This is a genomic window from Marinifilum fragile (genome assembly GCF_963677365.1).
GTDB classification, from domain to species: Bacteria; Bacteroidota; Bacteroidia; order Bacteroidales; family Marinifilaceae; genus Marinifilum; species Marinifilum fragile.
On the sequence record NZ_OY781962.1, the window covers coordinates 922,007 to 936,047 of the forward strand.

The window sequence follows — 14,041 nt, forward strand, 5'->3', positions numbered from 1 at the left end:
GGTAATGCTATTAGGAATATCTTCTTTTGCCTTTCATGAATTCTCTTTTGCTCTTTTTTTTGGTCAGATAATAAATTACAGGCCCCAAAAGAGGCGGAAAGAAAGCCAATAATAACCTGAAGGCACCATTTCTCTCACTTACATTTTTAATGGCATCTATCAGGGCAAAAATGTGAAGAATGCCAATTAGAATTGTGTATATAACGCTCATAGCTTTAGGATGCTTAGTTTAATTTTAGCAGAATATAAACAAGAAAGATTGCAGGAGTAAATATTGAAACTATATACCAAAAATATGTTTGAATAAAATATGATATTTTAATGTAGACAACATTGTGCCATTTTATGTGATCGTAATAATCTAGGTGTTGTAATTTGAAAATCTTATTGTCTATTTGAAGGTGATTGTCATATTGTTCAAGTATACTTTGATACCGATTTTGAATGTTCATTGAGAATGACTTTTTATCTTCTTTTTCGCATTCTGCATTATACGACTTAAAACATTGAAGTTCGTTATATAATCTGGCTAACTCAAGAGCACAATTGTGATAATCTATAGCCCTTTTGGTGTAGTTCTTAGAATTTTCAAATAGTGTGAATATTAATAAAAAGATTGAAAGCGAGGTGATAGTAAATGGAATAATGTTATCTGAAACCTTGGAGATATTATAGAGATCATATACAGAAAGCAAACCAAATATGATTAAATAAGCTGATAGGAAACTAGTACTAAGCAGTGAATACTTGTTTTTTGCATTTAGCCGATCTGCCGCTTGAAAACGACTTCCTCTAGTCGACCATATTTTATGCTTTAGTTCTTCGAGGAAATCTTTGTCAAGATGAGATTTTCCTTTAGGTTTTTTGAAGCTTTTTTTTATGTCGTTTAATTCCAAGATTTGATAGTTTTGATTAATTGATTAAGTTTGATTTTTGGATCAAGAATTTCTAGATCATCTTTAGTAATGTGTTGTACAATTTGTTTGGCATAGGTGCTTTTAGATGTGTTGTATTTGATTTTTGCACTTTTAGGTATAAGATCTTCAAGTTTTATATTTTCATCAATCGTTACACTGTCTAGCTTTAACCAACATTGTAGTGATTTTTCTGTTAGGTAATTTTCAATTTCTCTACCTTTAGTTACCCAATAATTTCTTTCTCCTATTTCTGCCTTAACTCTTTGTTTGGTAAGGGTTAATTTTGCATTACTTGTGAATCCATCCCTATCCATTAATACGAATGCATTTTGATTTAATTTTAGCAGAGGGATTAAATCTGAAATAACTTTTTCTTTCTCGAAAGAAAGGTGGGATAGAAGCCTGCCTCCATAAAACATTATTGAAAAATGGATTCCTTCTATTAGTTCAGGTTTAAGGATTTTTATCCATTGAAGGAGATATGTTCTATCGCTAGGACCTTCAACCCAAATAACACCATTAGTTTGCAGAATGTCGCTTGATTTGTAGCCTAAGTCATTTAATATTGAAAATGTGGTGTCGTTTCTAGTAGCTAATTGTATTGTAGATTTTAGCCCATCATTTTTAACATGGTAAATGGATGTGTTATTATTTGAATTTAAAAATGTATTTGAATGGGTTGTTATAAAATAGGTGTTCTTTGTTTTATGAAGGAAATTTAAAAATTTCCGTTGTAACTCAGGATGTAGATGTATTTCTGGTTCTTCTATGCATACAATAGAGTTTTCGTGAATAACTAAAGCACTACATAAGATAACTAATTGATGTATTCCTGTTCCAAATGCATCTAATGGCTGTCTTACACCATCTATGGTGAGAACAATTTCTTTTTGTGTATGTGGAATTTCTATTTTTAATTCGGGGTTGTTAATTAGTTCTCTTACGAAATTTTGTATAAGGTTAAACTTTTCTCTAGATTTCTCTTGACCAATCTCAGGATTCTGCATTGCAAACATTTTGCTAATGATATTTGATCCATTAATGGACGAATTGGAATCCCCAAATGAATGTCCTTCTTGTATAACTCTTAAGTGAGGTATGTATATTAGGTCGCTAAATTCAACCTTGATAATGGATTTAATTTTATTGGACCAGGTATCTATTATGGCATCTTTTAATTGACCCTCAGAGGCATTAGAATATTTATTTTGAAATGCTAGAAGGTGGTAACTTTTTAAGTTTTCAAAATCTTTAGGTAAGCTTATCTTTTGAGATTGGAAACCAAATGATAGAATCCAATTTTTTTTTAGAATAATAGAGGGGTCCCAATTTCGGTCTCTATGTAAATCTTGATTTCTAAAAACAAGATCGTTTCCACTGAATTTAATTTTAAACTGAGCTAGATTACCGTTTCTTCTATGCTGATTTTGAATGTCGTTTGGAAAATTTCTTAGGTCTTTAATGTTAGAGTTTAACGTGTGCAGAAATCGAAGAATATTAGACTTTCCACAGTTGTTTTTTCCAATGATAATGTTAATCTTTTTAAGATCTTCTAATATAATTCCTTCTTCATCGAAACTTCTGTAATTACTAATTCCAAAGCCTTTTAATTTCATTGTTGGTTAGAGGGGTTATGGTTAATATTTGAGAATTGGGTTAAACAATATTCAAATCTACTAAATTAAGATAGATACCTCATGGTTAAAGAAATATTATTTAGTAAAATTTTTTCTCTTTGTGATAATAAGATGTTTGTATCGTAGCTTATTTATTAGCATTGTTGTGTTGACATATTTGCACTTTATAATTTAATATATGGAAATGCTTTTGTTGATTGCGACTAATGTGTTGTAAATCAATGTCAGTATCTTGTGAAGTTAATCAAAATAAAAACTAAGTAGCCCCGATGGAAAACTTCAACCGAGCAGTGGAAGATTATAACCGAGCACTGGAAAGCCTCAACCGAGTAGTGGAACATTATAACCGAGCAGCGGAAGATTATAACGGAGTGGTGAAAAACTGTAACCTGATACTGGAACACTGCAACACGCTGGTGGAATAAGGCAACATGTAACTAAAGAATCGCAACCGATTGGTGGAAGATGATAATATGTAGAAGCTTGAGAACAACCGAGTAGTGGGATATCATAACACGATATTACAAAAGATCTACTAGAAGGTGGATCGTATTAAACTATCAGGAGAATGTTTCAATCATTGGTTAAGTGGTATTTATAAGAGAACCACGCGAAGCAATATCATGGCAGTGAAGTATAAAAGGTTCGAGGTAATAGTTTAGTTATGGTATAGAAAATATTTAAGCAGCTTGAAAATCATGAGATATATAATGTAAATCATTTTGAATTTTCTTTAAAGTTTAACTGTGGGTGTAAAAAACAATAGAGATATCATGTGAATAGTAATTATAATATAGGTTTATTTTGTTTTTGTTGTGCAATGGTAAAATGCCTGTATTTACAAGTTGATGATTGTAAAATATTAGTAAATAAGCTATAAGTAGATTTTAATAGATTTTGAAAAAAGTACTGATGTTAAAAAATAATTAAAAAATTATTTGGACATAATAATTTCAGTGTTTAAATTCATACTGCAAATAAAACTTACTTAAATAATATTATAACATGACTAGTACTACAAGACTTTACAACTGTTCCGATGCAGTTTTTGTTAGTTTTTCAAGTCAAATCATAAGTATACTTGAACAAGAACATTCAAAATTTGAATCTTTCTCGACTTACTTTAAGCCGGAATCCTTACAGCTAATAAAAGATCAGTATAATGCTGCAAGCAGTATCCCTTCCGATAAGGTGCACATCGATATTCAGGCAAAATCTACCGATAATATTAATAAAGAGGTTGATGAATGTGCAAAGTTGTATCAGCGCTGCAAATTTGATATTGAATTGGTATTTCCGAATGATAAGAACATATGGAATCAGTTTGGCTTTAATGATTACTTGGATGCGCGTAAATCTGCGAAAAACATGTATATGTTTTATTCAGACTTCCAATTCATGGTAAACTTACATAAAGAGGAGTTAATGAAAATTGCCTGGACTGAAGATATGTTTGCCAAAATTGATGAGCGAAAGAATAATTTAAAGGCCTTAATGAATGCTCAGACCAAAAGCATGGTTGAACGTGGTAGAGCAACGGAACAACGTGTAACGACTTTAAATGTTTTGTATGAAAGTTTGGCGAAGTATGTAAAAGCGGCAAAATATATTTACGAAGGTAATGATGAGATGCTAAAGTGGTTTAAATTTCCGGTTACAGCTAATGGTAAAAAGGAAGAAACTACCGAAGAAGTGGTTACAGACGAACAAAATAATGAATAGCTTAAGAATGAAGCTCTGAGGTTCAGCATTTTTGACATGGTTGATTGAGTGTTGAATCCAAACCCCGACTTGGTAACTCGGGGTTTTTCTTTTGTAAAAAAAAATCCTCAAACTCCGAAGAGAATGAGGATTACATAAAGGTTCAGCCGTAGTTATTTTTTACTCAAAGTATTTTCAGTTTTTCTGGTATAGGTTAATCTGGCTTGTGGTTTCCAGATTTTACCTTCGTCGGTTGATACTTTGTTTTCTACGGTAAATTGGTTGCTGTCAATTTTTGTATAGGTAAATTGGCGACACATTCTCGTAGGATTTGCTTTGTCGGAGTAGCTTACCTGTGTATCTTCCATTACCAATACATTGTCTTTTAATTCACCCTGAAACATGTCGAATGTTGATGTAAAATCGTTGAATGCAGCAATTCGGTATTTTTGGGTTTCAGCATCGTAAGTAAAGTTAATGCTTAGCTTGTTTGGGAAACCATTTTCGTAGCTAATCTGTTCTTGTAGCAAGTTGGTAGAAGCAAATTTGATACAAGATTCCGTACTTCCTCGTTCCTGATAGGTACCACGACGTCCCATAAACTCAAGTTTTACATCCCAGTCACCTTTCATAAAAGCCAATTTCGAGATCTCTTTGCGTTTAGGCATCACAAACAAAGATTTATCGATTTTAGGGTTAAGTTCTACACTTTCGATTTGGGTGATGCGATCGCGTTGCCAAAAAGTGCGTTCAATAAAGAAAGGAACAATAATTCCGTCAACTTCTCTAAAGTCATCAAAATACATTTCGGCTGGCACCGGTTGAGCAAAATCCACCCAAGGCGCTTCACATTTGTACTCTAAATAGGTTTTGGTGTTCAGGTACCATTTTTCCGATTTACCATCCTCACGTGTAAGTTTTAGCACGTACATTTCGTCGCCATCTACATTTTCTTTTCCGATATACTCAACCTGATGACCTTTCTTTTTGTAGTTTAAAAAAGGAGTGAAGAATTCAGCTTTTTGTTTGAAAACATTGGTTTCGCTTGAATTGATGTTTCTTGCATATTCAATCTCTTGCCAAGGATCGATGGTCCAACCACACTTTCCATTAAATCCTTCGAAAACATGTTTCTCGCCTAAAAACAAATCTGAGTAATAGGCTCCGCATTTTGTTTTGTAGCTTGTAAAGTTCTTTTCAAGGCTAAAAGCGGTAAAACGACCAGTTATTTTCAGGGCTTCTACCTTATCCCATTTTTCTGCTCCTCCGTGTGCTTCAATGTGCTTGGCAATAATTTCTTCAGCGGTTTGAGCTACAAGAATACCAGGCGTTAAAAACAAGAAAAACAGAAAGAATACTTGTAGTTTTTTCAGTTTCATTTGGGTATATTTTATTGATTATTTTTTGATTTTACAGACTCAATTTCCGAATTATTTTAATTCGTAGCAAGCCATTTCAGTTAGATTTCTTAAGTAGATTTTTCCATTTGCAAACGAAGGTGCAGTCCATGATTTACCATCAATAGCCTGAATGTTGCCCAGCTCGGTATATGCATCAGGAGTAGCTTTTACCTGAATTAATTTTCCTTTATCTGAAAGTACCAAAAGCTGATCGCCAATGCGAATTAAACTTCCTTTGCCATAACCTCTTTTGGTCCATTTTTTCTCACCGGTTTTAACCGAAATACATTGTAGGGCTGCTACATGGAAACCATATACATAGCCATTGTAATAAATTGATGAACTGTAGTCGTTTTTCATACTGGTACCACGTGATATTTCTTTTGCTTTATTGTTGTTTACCTCAAGAACAATAAACCCAGGATTTCTAACGGCCGAAATAAATATCTTGTTGCCATCAAAAACAATTGGCATTCCTGTAGGGTTACTAATGGGAGAGTTGTATGTCCAGAGTGTATCGCCTGCAGTAGTTAATGAGTATACTTTTCTGCCGTTGGCAAAAATGATGCATTCCTTATCGTTAATTTTACCATGCACAGGTGAGTTGTAGGTGGCTATGCCTTCTCCTTTTTGCCATACTTCCTTACCTGTACTTTTGTCGAAGGCCATAAATGCTCTTGAATCGGTACCACCTACTTCAACAATTATATTATTTCCTACAATTACTGGCGAAGAGCTAAAACCCCAACGCGGAATTTTACTTCCATATTGTTTCATAAAATCTACTTGCCAAAGTGTTTTTCCATCTTCTTTCGAATTGGCACTTAGTTTTCCGTAGCTGCTAAGGCTGTAAACATTCTTTTCTCCAATTGCGGGAGTAGATCTAGGTCCATCGCCAAAGGTATCGAAGAACATGTTATCAACTCTAGTTCTCCATATTTCATCCCCGGTTTTTTCGTCGAAGGCCGCAATAAACTCATCACCGGTAATGCTATCTTTTCTTTCGCTGGTCATGGTGTAAATATTACCTCCGGCAATTGTAAGTTCAGAGAAGGCATCGCCAAGCTTTTTTTTCCAAACCAGTTTTGGTTCATTGTTAGTGAAACTCGTAAGATCAACATTGTCGGCAGAACCACTTCGGTTTGCGCCTCTAAATTGATTCCATTCCTGGCTTGGAACTTCTTGAGAATGTGCATGATTTAATAGCGCAGAAAACAGTATTGCGCAAATGGTAAAAAATAGATTGGTCTTTTTCATTTGATTATTATTGTTTGATATTAGTCTTTTAGGTTTAGATTAAAATACAATAAAGAATTGAAAATCATATTTATCAACACATTGATATATCAAATACCAAGCCTAAGAATAGAAGTGACAAGTTATAAGCCAATTAATAAAATGGCAGCTTTTAGAAGTGACATAAAGTTGTTCGGTAATGAACAATTCATGTCCGTAAATGAATCAATTTTCAACTTAAATTTTAGCTCTATTTAGAATAAGATTTCGGTGTCCTTTCTATGAAGGTCGAAAGTTTGGTAGTTCCCTTATTTAAAACTGATATGAATAGATTAGATGTGTTCCCAAACAGATAATATTTAGGTTTATCAGTAACATAAATATTCAACTTTGCAGAAGCTAAATGAGATACGTGATTACAATTATATCTTATGGATGTTTTAAAGCCAGTTTATACAGAACAGAATGATTGTCAGGATTGCTACAAGTGCATACGTGAATGTACTTTAAAGGCAATTAAGGTAGTGAACAATTCAGCTCAAATTCTTCACAACGATTGTATTTATTGTGGTACTTGTACGCAAATATGCCCTGTAAATGCAAAAAAAGTACGTGACGATGTGAAACGAGTAAAGATGATGATTAATCGAGGTGATCGTATCATTGTTTCCATAGCGCCCTCATTCGTAACCGAGTTTCCTAACCTAAAGGATGATCAGTTTATTTCAGCATTGAAAGAATTGGGTTTTGCTGAAGTTTCAGAAACAGCGCTTGGGGCTCAAGAGGTTTCAAAACATGTAGCTAGCTATGTAGATAGTGGAGAGAATGGCGTTTACATTTCATCGGCTTGTCCTTCGGTAGTAGAAATGATTTGTAAGCACTATCCGGAATATAAGCAGAATATTACCCCGTTTTTATCTCCCTTGTTAACTCATGCGAAGTACTTAAAAGAAAAATCGCTTGATTCAAAAGTTGTTTTTATCGGACCCTGTATAGCTAAGAAAGTGGAAAGTGATGAATTTCCTGAATTATTGGATGCATCCTTAACATTTACTGATTTGAAAAATTGGTTCGACGAGGAAAATTTGGATCCCTATCTGTTTCCTGAGGATAAAGTCAATAATAAATTTATTCCAGGCAAAGCCGGACGTGGTATTTTATATCCAATTGATGGAGGTATGATCATGGGGATAAAAGAAAATGTTAGCGCTACCGATGCAGTTTACATGACCTTTTCTGGCATTGGAAACATTAAAAATGTTTTAAGCGATTTAAATAAATATGGTAAAACCAACAAACTGTTTTTAGAGTTGTTGGCCTGCGAAGGCGGATGTGTGAATGGTCCTGGTACTGAAAAGGAGTACTCTACGGCCATTAAACGTTTAGAGGTAATTAATAAGTTAGACTCTGATGAGGTAGCTGTTTTAAATGCCGATTTTTCTATTCAGCGCAACTTCGAATCTATTTTGCCAATTCCAAAATATGAACATTCCGAAAATAGTATCAAAGAGGCCTTAACCATGATTGGGAAGTATTCTGACAAAGATGAAATCAATTGTGGAGGATGTGGATACAATTCATGTAGAGAATTTGCAAAGGCTTACCTGGAGGATCGTTCAGAACCGAATATGTGCGTGTCATATATGAGGAAAATCGCACAGGATAAATCTTCTGCTTTGCTGCGTAAAATTCCTTCCGGGGTTGTAATTGTAAACGATGAGTTGAAAATTATAGAGGCCAATCAAAGTTTTGCCGGAATATTAGGGGAAGAGATTGAAGAGGTGTATCAAACCATACCTGGTTTGGTAGATGCGGATTTGAAAAAGATAATCCCATTCCATAAGCTGTTTGCATCAGCTTTAACAACAGGAGTTGATAATTTAGAGCGAGATATAAAACATGAAAATAAAATACTACATGTAAGTATTTTTAGTATCCACAAACATAAAATTGTTGGGGCAATTGTTCGGGACATGTCGCAACCTTACATACAAAGGGAAGAGGTTGTGAACAGGGCAAAAACTGTGAACAGGAAAAATTTGGAAACAGTTCAGAAGATTGCATACCTACTTGGAGAAAATGCATCGGAAACAGAAGAAATGCTGAATTCGATTGTAGAATTTTATAAGCCAGCAGAATAAAAACCAAAGCTAAAGTTGAACGGATATGCAAGATGATTTTTACATAGAGGTTGAATGTCAGCAAAGAAATCAGGTAGGCCAATCGATTTGCGGTGATGTTTTTATGTCGCGAAAGCTGAAAGATGAAGGCCGAACGATACTGGTACTTTCCGATGGTTTAGGCAGTGGTGTAAAAGCCAATGTGTTGGCAACACTAACCGCTTCGATGATTTTGAATTACATGAAGGTGAACAAGGATATCCGAAAAGCTGCTGAAATTATCATGAAAACTCTGCCTGTTTGTAGCAAGCGAAAAGCTGGATACTCTACCTTTACCATTGTAGAAATTGAGTGTGATGGTGATACCCGGATTATTAGTTATGATAATCCTGATTGTTTGATATTAAGGGGATTGGAATCTTATAAGCCTGAATGTGAAGAATTGCATCCAGAAGGAGAGGCCAATAAGGGTAAAATACTTTATTCATATCGATTTAAAGCACAAAAGGAAGATCGAATTATATTCTGTTCTGATGGTGTAACCAATTCAGGAATGGGAACCAGACGTTTGCCATTTGGTTGGGGGATGGAAAATGTGGATCAGTTTGCAAAAGCTTTGATTAGAAAGCAACCTTATGTTTCTGCTCGCCGTTTGGGAAATTATATTGTAGAAAGAGCTTGTGCAAACAATAGTAATCAGCCTAAGGATGATACTTCGTGCGCAGTTTTATATTACCGCGAACCTCGTAATTTGATGATTTGTACAGGGCCTCCTTACGAAAAATCGAAAGATGTACAGCTGGTAAAGCAAATGAGTGAGTTTGAGGGAACAAAAATTGTGTGTGGTGGAACAACCGCTGGAATTGTTTCGAGAGAGTTGCAAAAACCTATAAAAGTTGATTTAAATATTTGCGATAGCGAATTGCCTCCAGTTTCCTTTATTGATGGTGTTGATTTGGTGACTGAGGGAATATTGACATTGGGTAAGGTGAATAGAATCTTAAGCAATTACAATCAAAATACGGTTTTAAGAAATGGTCCTGCTGATAGAATTGTTAAACTTCTACTCGAAAGCGACAAGATATTTATCATTAATGGAACCAAGATCAATGTTGCACATCAGGATCCCAAACTTCCTGTTGAATTGGAAATTAGACGAACCGTTGTAAAGAATATCGTTGCCTTGTTAGAGGAAAAGTTTTTAAAAGAAGTAGATCTTAGCTATATTTAAACTGTACTAGATAACAAAACAATAAACTAGATGGCTGAGAAAATTGAAATCACCATTTGCTTGGGAAGCTCATGTTTTTCAAGAGGTAATGGTAAAGCTCTTAAAGCAATTAATACTTACTTAGAAGAAAATAAATTAAAAGATAAGGTTTTCTTTCACGGAGAACTTTGTACGGGCAATTGCGCCAAAGGACCAATTCTTAAAATTGATGATGAATTATACGAGGAAATTGATCCTGAAGGTGTAATTGAAATATTGAATGGGGTTTTTGGCCTTGTTTAATTTATGCTTTAGTTTCCAATCCTAAAATCCCCGTATTATGCCTTTAATCCTAACCAATAAGGACAAGTGTAATCTTAGTTATACTTGCATTCGTGTTTGTCCGGCCAAAGCGATAAAAATAGAGAATGACTATGCCCATATCATTGGAAATAGATGTATTGGATGTGGAAATTGTGTAACCGTTTGTGCTCAAAATGCAATCGAGTATAGGAATTCCGAAGATCGGGTTAAAATCTTATTGAGTGGTAACGATCCAGTTGTTGCGATTTGCGATCCAAGTATTTCTGGTGAGTTTGATGATATTTTGGATTATAGAAATTTTGTGGGAATGATTCGTGCTTTAGGATTCGACTATGTGGTTGAAGCTGCATTTGGTGCCGACTTGGTTGCCTATAAGTACAAGAATCTTTTCGATAATTTCCATGGTAAATACTACATATCAACCAAGTGTCCTGCAGTGGTAAATCAGGTAGAGAATTTTCATCCTGATTTGGTTGAAAATCTTGCTCCAATTGTACCTCCAAATGTTGCCATGGCAAAGGTTGTACGTAAAAAATATGGGAAAAATGTAAAGGTGGTTTCTTTATCACCATGTGTTGCAAGTAAAAATGATTTAAAGATTTTTAATAGTACGGATGGAGATATTCATGCGGTACTTAGTTTCGTTGAACTCCGAAAATTATTTAAAGAATATGAAATTACAGAGAATTCAGTAGAGTTTTCAGAATTTGATCCTCCCTTTGCTCGTTTAGGTGGTTTGTTTCCAATAAGTCATGGTTTGTTTCAGGCTGCAGACATTGATGTTAGCATGTTAAACGGTGACATAATCAGTACTGAAGGAAGAAATAACTTTTTGCGTTCCATTAATGAATTTAAAACTCAGCATAATTTAAATCAACATTTGGATTTATTTTATTGTGAAGGATGTATCATGGGGCCTGGAACTTCTGTTGGGGGGCGTAAGTTTTCAAGAAGGTCACAGGTTATAAGATATGTTCGAAAGAGGTTGAAGACCTTTGATGAGGAACAATGGCAAAGGGAAATAGATGAATACAAGAATTTAGATCTTAACCGAGGTTTCAAATCGAGAGGACAAAGCCTTCCAACTCCATCGGAAGAGGAAGTGAATCAGGTTCTTGTTGAAATGGGAAAAGAGAAGATTGAAGATCAGTTAGGTTGTGGTTCTTGCGGTTATGAGTCATGCCGTGAGTTTGCCATTGCGAAATGTCAAGGCTTGGCAAATTTCGAGATGTGTTCTTCCTACACAATTAAGAATATGAATTCTGTGATCAAAGAACTCAATACGACAAATTCTAAACTTTCTCAAACCAAAACAGCTTTAAAAGAATCGGAGAGGATAGCCAATGAAGAAAGAGCCATAGCTCAAGAAGCTTCGGAAACGGTATCTGCCATGTTGCAAAAATTGCCTTCTGGAGTTGTAATTGTAGATGAAAACTTAAAAGTTATCGAATCTAACACTAGCTTTATTGATTTATTGGGAGATGAAGCAAAAATGTTAAGTGAAATTATACCTGGTTTAGTGGACGCGGACTTAAAGAAATTGATTCCATTTCACAAGCTGTTTTCAACAGTTATTCTTAATGGTGAAGATATTTTGAATAAAGATGTTCACTATGGTAATTCTTTATTTAATGTATCGGTATTTACAATTAAGAAAAACAAAATTGTAGGTGGAATTATCCGTGATTTATATGCTCCTGAAGTGAGAAAAGAAGAGGTGATAGGAAGAGCAAGAGCTGTAATTAAGGAAAACCTTCAAACCGTTCAACAAATTGCATTTTTACTAGGAGAAAGTGCCTCCAAGACAGAGAAATTATTGAATTCAATTATCAAATCTCACACTCCGGGTGATAAAGAAAATTCATAAAAATGGAAGATAAATTTCACATTGATATTGATTGTCAGCAGTTATACCATCATGGGGATATGATTTGTGGTGATGTTTTTCTTTCTAGAAGAATAAAAGAGGAAAACAGAACAATTGCAGTTTTAAGTGATGGAATGGGGAGTGGTGTAAAAGCAAATGTTTTGGCAACACTTACGGCTTCTATGGCAATGAATTTTACGGCGGAGCATAAGGATGTAATATCAATTGCCGAAATTATCATGAACACGCTACCTGTTTGTAGTGTTCGAAAGGTTAGCTACTCTACATTCACCATTATAGATATTGAATATGATGGAACAACCAGAATTATAGAGTTTGATAATCCTTGTTGTGTAGTTATGCGTGGAGCTGAAGTTTATGATCCAGGATGGAGAACAATAACTCTTGATAGTGAAGAGAATCAAGGAAAACAGTTAAGAACTTGTTCGTTTACGGCAAGAAAAGAGGATAGAATTTTGTTTTGGTCCGATGGCATTATGCAATCGGGAATGGGAAGTAGAGAGTTGCCATTTGGTTGGGGGCACGAGAATGCATTGAATTACGTAAAGAATATTGTACGAACAACACCATTTATATCTGCAAGAAATTTAGGTTTGCAATTGGTGAAGAAGGCATCCAGAAATGACAATGATGAACCTAAAGATGATACCAGTGCAGGGGTAATATACTATAGAGAGCCAAGAAAGCTTTTAATTTGTACCGGACCACCTTTTGAAAAGGACAAAGATTCTGAATACGCAATGCGTGTTTATCACTTTAAGGGAAAGAAAATTATCTGTGGAGGTACCACTGCTGAAATACTTGCTCGAGAGTTGAATTTAAAATTTGCGGCAGGTATGAAAATTACTGATCCTGAATTACCACCAGCATCATATATGGAAGGTATCAACTTGGTTACAGAGGGAATTCTTACCATAGGAAAAGTAGCTCGAATCTTGGACGAATATACTATTGATTATGATTTGGGAGATGGACCTGCTGATCAAATTGTGCATTATTTGTTACAGAGTGATAAGATTTCAATCATATCCGGTACTCGTATAAATTTTGCTCATCAGGATCCAAGCTTGCCTGTAGAACTTGAAATTAGAAGAACCGTGGTAAAGAAGATTGTAGGTTTACTGGAAGAAAAGTTTTTAAAGGATGTAAGCTTAACTTTTATTTAGAAGTACTTATTTATAAGATGTAATAGTTTCTGACTTGAAATTGGTTTAGAAATATAATCGTCGCAGCCAGCAGCGATACTTTTTCCTCTGTCTTCAGCCATAGCATAAGCCGTTTGTGAAATAACCGGAACTTTAGGATTGATTTTTTTGATCGCTCGAGTGGCATCAAATCCATTTAGTAATGGCATTTGTATGTCCATAAGAATTAAATCAATATTGTTTTGCGTAAACATTTCAATGGCATTTTGACCATTTTTAGCCCACAGGATTTTAGCTCCAGTTCTTCCAATTACCTCCTCCAAAAACAGATAATTTGATGCAACATCTTCAGCTATTAGAATAGTTTTTTCAGACCAGTTAAAAGTCTCGGTGCTCATTGGGTGTAATTAGGTTTTCAATATTCGGTTATCAAATTTAATTATTTTTTTTGGAAAAAGAACGT

General features: G+C 34.7%; 12 protein-coding genes. 6 read left to right on the forward strand and 6 right to left on the reverse strand.

Going from position 1 to position 14,041, the window contains the following annotated elements; genetic code table 11:
• Positions 1 to 10: 10 nt before the first annotated feature.
• Genes ACKPCA_RS03485 through ACKPCA_RS03495 form a run of 3 tightly spaced genes read right to left on the reverse strand, consistent with a single transcriptional unit; the run spans position 11 to position 2,533 of the window.
• Complete coding sequence (locus ACKPCA_RS03485) at positions 11 to 211, reverse strand: hypothetical protein (RefSeq protein WP_321281427.1); 201 nt, start codon at positions 209 to 211, stop codon at positions 11 to 13.
• 13 nt (positions 212 to 224) lie between these two features.
• Positions 225 to 896: an SLATT domain-containing protein gene (locus ACKPCA_RS03490; protein ID WP_407660170.1), complete on the reverse strand. Its 672-nt coding sequence runs from the start codon at positions 894 to 896 to the stop codon at positions 225 to 227.
• Entirely contained in the window at positions 887 to 2,533 is a 1,647-nt protein-coding gene (locus ACKPCA_RS03495) for an ATP-dependent nuclease (RefSeq protein ID WP_321281428.1), read from the reverse strand. Before ACKPCA_RS03495 ends, ACKPCA_RS03490 begins: the two co-directional genes overlap by 10 nt.
• Before the next feature lie 1,026 nt (positions 2,534 to 3,559).
• Here ACKPCA_RS03495 and ACKPCA_RS03500 point away from each other — a divergent pair.
• On the forward strand, positions 3,560 to 4,276 hold the full coding sequence (locus ACKPCA_RS03500) for a hypothetical protein (RefSeq protein ID WP_321281429.1): 717 nt from the start codon (positions 3,560 to 3,562) through the stop codon (positions 4,274 to 4,276).
• 152 nt (positions 4,277 to 4,428) lie between these two features.
• Here the strand turns inward: ACKPCA_RS03500 and ACKPCA_RS03505 are convergent, their stop codons facing one another.
• Together ACKPCA_RS03505 and ACKPCA_RS03510 are read right to left on the reverse strand one after the other, a co-directional pair.
• On the reverse strand, positions 4,429 to 5,634 hold the full coding sequence (locus tag ACKPCA_RS03505; RefSeq protein WP_321281430.1) for a hypothetical protein: 1,206 nt from the start codon (positions 5,632 to 5,634) through the stop codon (positions 4,429 to 4,431).
• 51 nt (positions 5,635 to 5,685) lie between these two features.
• A complete protein-coding gene (locus ACKPCA_RS03510; protein WP_321281431.1) occupies positions 5,686 to 6,912 on the reverse strand; it encodes an outer membrane protein assembly factor BamB family protein in 1,227 nt (408 codons plus the stop codon).
• A 410-nt stretch (positions 6,913 to 7,322) separates the two neighbouring features.
• Between ACKPCA_RS03510 and ACKPCA_RS03515 the strand changes: the two genes are divergently transcribed.
• From ACKPCA_RS03515 to ACKPCA_RS03535, 5 genes are read left to right on the forward strand one after another with little or no spacing between them, the layout of a single operon-like run.
• Positions 7,323 to 9,032, forward strand: a complete 1,710-nt coding sequence (locus ACKPCA_RS03515) for a [Fe-Fe] hydrogenase large subunit C-terminal domain-containing protein (protein WP_321281432.1) — start codon at positions 7,323 to 7,325, stop codon at positions 9,030 to 9,032.
• Positions 9,033 to 9,057: 25 nt separating this feature from the next.
• The gene (locus tag ACKPCA_RS03520) at positions 9,058 to 10,242 is read left to right on the forward strand and encodes a SpoIIE family protein phosphatase (RefSeq protein ID WP_321281433.1); all 1,185 of its coding nucleotides are present in this window, start codon (positions 9,058 to 9,060) and stop codon (positions 10,240 to 10,242) included.
• Between the two features lie 30 nt (positions 10,243 to 10,272).
• Positions 10,273 to 10,524, forward strand: a complete 252-nt coding sequence (locus ACKPCA_RS03525) for an NAD(P)H-dependent oxidoreductase subunit E (RefSeq protein ID WP_054720008.1) — start codon at positions 10,273 to 10,275, stop codon at positions 10,522 to 10,524.
• 37 nt (positions 10,525 to 10,561) lie between these two features.
• Entirely contained in the window at positions 10,562 to 12,412 is a 1,851-nt protein-coding gene (locus tag ACKPCA_RS03530; RefSeq protein ID WP_321281435.1) for a [Fe-Fe] hydrogenase large subunit C-terminal domain-containing protein, read from the forward strand.
• A 2-nt stretch (positions 12,413 to 12,414) separates the two neighbouring features.
• Positions 12,415 to 13,599 carry a SpoIIE family protein phosphatase gene (locus ACKPCA_RS03535; RefSeq protein ID WP_054720015.1) on the forward strand — a complete coding sequence of 395 codons (1,185 nt, stop codon included), beginning with the start codon at positions 12,415 to 12,417 and terminating at the stop codon, positions 13,597 to 13,599.
• Here the strand turns inward: ACKPCA_RS03535 and ACKPCA_RS03540 are convergent.
• Positions 13,596 to 13,976, reverse strand: a complete 381-nt coding sequence (locus ACKPCA_RS03540) for a response regulator (protein ID WP_054720018.1) — start codon at positions 13,974 to 13,976, stop codon at positions 13,596 to 13,598. The genes ACKPCA_RS03535 and ACKPCA_RS03540 overlap by 4 nt on opposite strands.
• Between the last annotated feature and the right edge of the window lie 65 nt (positions 13,977 to 14,041).

Bases quoted from the DNA above. Each gene is read 5' to 3' on its own strand.
- ACKPCA_RS03485 (WP_321281427.1), bottom strand. From the start codon at position 211: ATGAGCGTTATATACACAATTCTAATTGGCATTCTTCACATTTTTGCC.
- ACKPCA_RS03495 (WP_321281428.1), bottom strand. From the start codon at position 2,533: ATGAAATTAAAAGGCTTTGGAATTAGTAATTACAGAAGTTTCGATGAA.
- ACKPCA_RS03500 (WP_321281429.1), top strand. From the start codon at position 3,560: ATGACTAGTACTACAAGACTTTACAACTGTTCCGATGCAGTTTTTGTT.
- ACKPCA_RS03505 (WP_321281430.1), bottom strand. From the start codon at position 5,634: ATGAAACTGAAAAAACTACAAGTATTCTTTCTGTTTTTCTTGTTTTTA.
- ACKPCA_RS03510 (WP_321281431.1), bottom strand. From the start codon at position 6,912: ATGAAAAAGACCAATCTATTTTTTACCATTTGCGCAATACTGTTTTCT.
- ACKPCA_RS03515 (WP_321281432.1), top strand. From the start codon at position 7,323: ATGGATGTTTTAAAGCCAGTTTATACAGAACAGAATGATTGTCAGGAT.
- ACKPCA_RS03520 (WP_321281433.1), top strand. From the start codon at position 9,058: ATGCAAGATGATTTTTACATAGAGGTTGAATGTCAGCAAAGAAATCAG.
- ACKPCA_RS03525 (WP_054720008.1), top strand. From the start codon at position 10,273: ATGGCTGAGAAAATTGAAATCACCATTTGCTTGGGAAGCTCATGTTTT.
- ACKPCA_RS03530 (WP_321281435.1), top strand. From the start codon at position 10,562: ATGCCTTTAATCCTAACCAATAAGGACAAGTGTAATCTTAGTTATACT.
- ACKPCA_RS03535 (WP_054720015.1), top strand. From the start codon at position 12,415: ATGGAAGATAAATTTCACATTGATATTGATTGTCAGCAGTTATACCAT.
- ACKPCA_RS03540 (WP_054720018.1), bottom strand. From the start codon at position 13,976: ATGAGCACCGAGACTTTTAACTGGTCTGAAAAAACTATTCTAATAGCT.